The sequence below is a fragment of the Mesorhizobium sp. M7D.F.Ca.US.004.01.2.1 genome (genome assembly GCF_003997785.1).
In the GTDB taxonomy this organism is placed as follows: domain Bacteria; phylum Pseudomonadota; class Alphaproteobacteria; order Rhizobiales; family Rhizobiaceae; genus Mesorhizobium; species Mesorhizobium loti.
Genome location: NZ_RZRQ01000451.1, coordinates 1 through 3,711 on the forward strand (window position 1 = coordinate 1; position 3,711 = coordinate 3,711).

The window sequence follows — 3,711 nt, forward strand, 5'->3', positions numbered from 1 at the left end:
GCCTTGGACAGGGCACTCCTCGAAGCCATCGATCCGATGGGCGACAAGGCGATAAACGTCAGTTCGGACTGTGGGGCAAACGACCTCGAAAGCGCTGATCTCTTCCTTGTTCAGCGAAAAACCTTCCTGGAGGCCCCGCCAACGCTTCAGGCGGCCTATCTCGAGGCGATGGAGGCCAAGACGATTCGCGTGTTCGATCCTATCCGCTTCGAAGACATCAAGGCCCGCGTGGATTCGGATCAGGCGCTGGCCTTGAAGGTCGCAGAAGAGGTGTCGTCCGGAACGCGTGAGGGATATGGAGGCATCCTGCTGTCGAGTTCGTCCGACCGGATCTGCACCGTCGTTGACGGCAACGCAGCCGTGCACGAGGCGACCATCAGCAAGATAGCTGATTTCGCAGGCATGTCGGGAAGCACCGTCTCGTACCCGTCGATCGACAAGGCGTATGAGGACGTGCGGCACGAACAATGCCGCGTACTTTATGCATCGGCCGCCGACCTGAAGGCGACCTCGGAAGCGCTCGCGCGCGACGGCGTACAGTTTGCCTTCGCCCCGGTATGGCTCGGTAATAACGATGCTGACGCTGCCGCGGCCAAGCTGGATGCAGCAAAGCAGGAAGCTACCAAAGCCGCGGAGGCGAAGCGCGTGGCAGCCGACGAGGAAAAGAAGATCGCGGCCCAGCGCGAGGCTGACGAAAGAAACTCGAGGGCAGCCCGCCAGGCTGATCTGCGCCAGAAGAACGGGCCGGCCGCGACCACACTTCTGAACCTCTTTTCGGATGGCCTAAAGCGGACCGTCCTAGGCCCGGCGGATAAGGCCAGCCCGTCTTCCGGGATCGATATCGAGACCCTGTTCCCTGACTTTGCAAAGTGGACTGCCGGCCTTTCACACGACAACTGGAAGCCCACGGACGTGGCCTCTGAGATCCAGGACTATGGCACCATCAACTGGAAGGGCCGGAACCTTGACGGCATCGTCGTGAAGGCAACTGTCAAGATGGCGAGCGCAGAACGCGGGCAGTACAAGGACGAGTGCTTCCTATTTGGCGCGGTAATGGACGGCGAATTCCAGATGGTTCGCGACCCTTACGAGTCCAGGTGCACCGACACCGACGCATCCGCCCATTGGGCTGTCGGACACGAGCTCAAAAGTCTTTGGGTTGCCAATTAGCTCGACATGCTTCCAGCATCTTGTCTGGCAGTGGTGGCGTCGTCTTGAGGTTCGTTGCCTTCCTCTTTTGAAGTTCTGGCCCAGAATGACCGACATAGGCTCGCCTAGAACGGCAGCTTATCGCAAATCCCAGCCGAAACCTGCCAGGCCGGTAGCGGCCACAAATCTGCCGGTCAGAAATGCGCCACTGGTGTGCCATTGGCCTCCACCAACGCATACCGGTAGACTAGTTGTTTGGTTACGAAGACCGAGACTGGAGCAACGGGGACGGCATATGTCGGCGACTGCGTTTGCATTGACTGGATTCATCTCGTGGGCACTGGGACTGCTGATTGTGATGGAAGTGATCCGTATGTATCTGGTGATCTCTGGAAAGGTCGCAGCAAACGGCTTTACGCCAGATAACGCGGCTCTTTCCCCCTTTATGCAGAGGTTAGCCCGCGCCCACGCCAACTGCATAGAGGGGCTTCCAATTTTTGGAGGTCTGCTCGGAGTCGCGATCCTTATTTCAAAGACAGATGTCACGGATCCGCTGGCCTCTACACTGTTAGGCGCGCGAATAGTTCAGTCGATAATTCACCTCGTCTCCACGAGCCAGGTCGCAGTCAGTCTCAGGTTCACGGCGTTCGCAGTGCAAATGGTAATTGGTGCGTATTGGTCCTGGGCGCTGTTGAGGTGAAAATGCTGCCGTCCGAAGCCGGCGGCCCGTGGCGCATTGCGCGGGAGCCGAAGAATGGGCGTCCGACTCGGTAACTATGCCGTGTTCTCAGCCTGGGCTTTTTCGACTGTGGCCCGACTATCCGCACTTGCGCTTCGGACACCCGGTTGATCAACAAATTCGGAACAAAGCAGCACAGGCTGCGTTTTTTCAGAGACGAGGTCCATCCGTTCAACCGACCGCGTTTGAAGTGGGCAAGAGAGTGCTCTTTAGACGCCGAAATCCTGATGGTCTCTTCGAGCGATTGCGCATTTATATGTGGCCGCGCCGCTCCTTCTCGCGATCGTTTCAGTACGTTTCAAAGCGTATCCTCCGTCTGAACGCCACTCCAAACGCCGTCGCGGCGGGGGTGGCGGCTGGGGTTTTCGCGTCTTTCTTTCCACTAGGTTCCCATTTCGCCATTGCCGCCATCGTGTGCTGGCTGATTTCAGGAAACATGGTGGCGGCAGGGCTTGGAACATTTGTCTTTGGCAATCCGCTGACCCTCCCGTTTGTTGTGGGAGCGACTTGGGAGACCGGCAAGATCATGCTGCACGGCCACATGCAAAGTCACGAACGGCCAGCCCATCTGAGTGAGATGTTGCAGACCCTTTCCATTTCGCAATTGTGGGCACCAGTCTTAAAGCCCATGCTGTGCGGTGCGGTGCCACTCGGGCTGATTTTTGGCCTGTTGTTCTATGGCATCACCCGCTATGGCATGACAGCCTTCCGCGAACAGAGGCGCAAGCGACTGGCAAAAAAGGGTAGCCTGCTCCAGCAACAGGAGGACATCGTGTTGTCACCCCCTCTGCCCACTCGACATCGCCGTTCTGGAGGGTGAATTGCGGGTAGGGCAGCTGTAGAAATGGGTCCGCTGGTCGGCAATATCGCCGCTATAAGTGCTTCCCTACAATTGGCGGCCCGGATATCTGGAGCCTTCGTCATGATTCCTCGCCGCACTGTTATTGATGTACGCGCCACCCTGTCTGTTTGGCGCGATGTCAGGCCGATAGACGCTCATGAAGCTCTCTATACAGACAGCGCTATCTAAAGGCGGACGCTTCGCCGGAGGCAACTGGGCGGCGGCAACGCGTACCCAGTCAGTCGTCCGGTTTGCGAAACTGGGTTGGAAAGCGGTCTTCACGGGACTACCGGCTAATCGAGGAAGAGGCGAACGCTGGGACCTTCCTACCCATTTCGACCGCCGCTAGGCGCAGAGGATCTCCATCCGGGACTCTACCCGATAATTTTGTCGTTCGACGCTTGGTTAGAGAAGCGCAGATCAAAGAAGAGCAGGCTCACGAGCTCATCGCCTTATTGGGGTACTGAGCGTCGCTTATTCGAGAAGCCCGCTTATGACCAGAAACCGCTAATCGCACATCGGCCAGCTAGACGGCGTCAAACCGAAAGCTTGGCTCACCAACGTCCTTGTTCGCATTGCCGACGGCCGCCCGATCAACCGGGTCGGAGAACTGTAGCGCGACCCCGCACCCGTGGGCGACCATGCTATTTCGAAACTAGACGAACATCATGACGATGATCGCGCCGATGACGATCAAGACAAGGCCGCCGATCAGCATGGGCAACAGACTGTTATCCGGGTCTATACCAGACTCAAACTGCCTTGTTATCGACTTATCGCTCTTCTTTGGTTCAGCCATAGCTCGTCTCCATGCGAGGAAAATCGGCATGCGTCCGGTCGAGGTAACGCCTACGTAGGTGAATGTGGCGACTGTCTGCTCCGTCCTCAGATCGATCCGGCGACAAGATGGTGCGGCTCTTAATCCTTAGCGGCGCAACATTTTGTCTCCGATCGTAAAGAGATGTCGACCTTACACACCGCC

At 57.6% G+C, this 3,711-nt stretch carries 4 protein-coding genes; 3 read left to right on the forward strand and 1 reads right to left on the reverse strand.

Annotation, left to right across the window (positions count from 1 at the left end):
• From EN993_RS32740 to EN993_RS32750, 3 genes are all read left to right on the forward strand, one after another.
• Positions 1-1,170, forward strand: a 1,170-nt coding sequence (locus EN993_RS32740) for a hypothetical protein (protein ID WP_206532456.1), incomplete at its 5' end; no start/stop codon positions are given.
• A gap of 274 nt (positions 1,171-1,444) precedes the next feature.
• On the forward strand, positions 1,445-1,849 hold the full coding sequence (locus tag EN993_RS32745; RefSeq protein WP_127265910.1) for an MAPEG family protein: 405 nt from the start codon (positions 1,445-1,447) through the stop codon (positions 1,847-1,849).
• A gap of 241 nt (positions 1,850-2,090) precedes the next feature.
• On the forward strand, positions 2,091-2,708 hold the full coding sequence (locus EN993_RS32750; RefSeq protein ID WP_245469033.1) for a DUF2062 domain-containing protein: 618 nt from the start codon (positions 2,091-2,093) through the stop codon (positions 2,706-2,708).
• 676 nt (positions 2,709-3,384) lie between these two features.
• Here the strand turns inward: EN993_RS32750 and EN993_RS37215 are convergent.
• Positions 3,385-3,528 (reverse strand): hypothetical protein, encoded by a 144-nt coding sequence (locus EN993_RS37215; RefSeq protein ID WP_164757958.1) that lies wholly within the window; start codon positions 3,526-3,528, stop codon positions 3,385-3,387.
• Between the last annotated feature and the right edge of the window lie 183 nt (positions 3,529-3,711).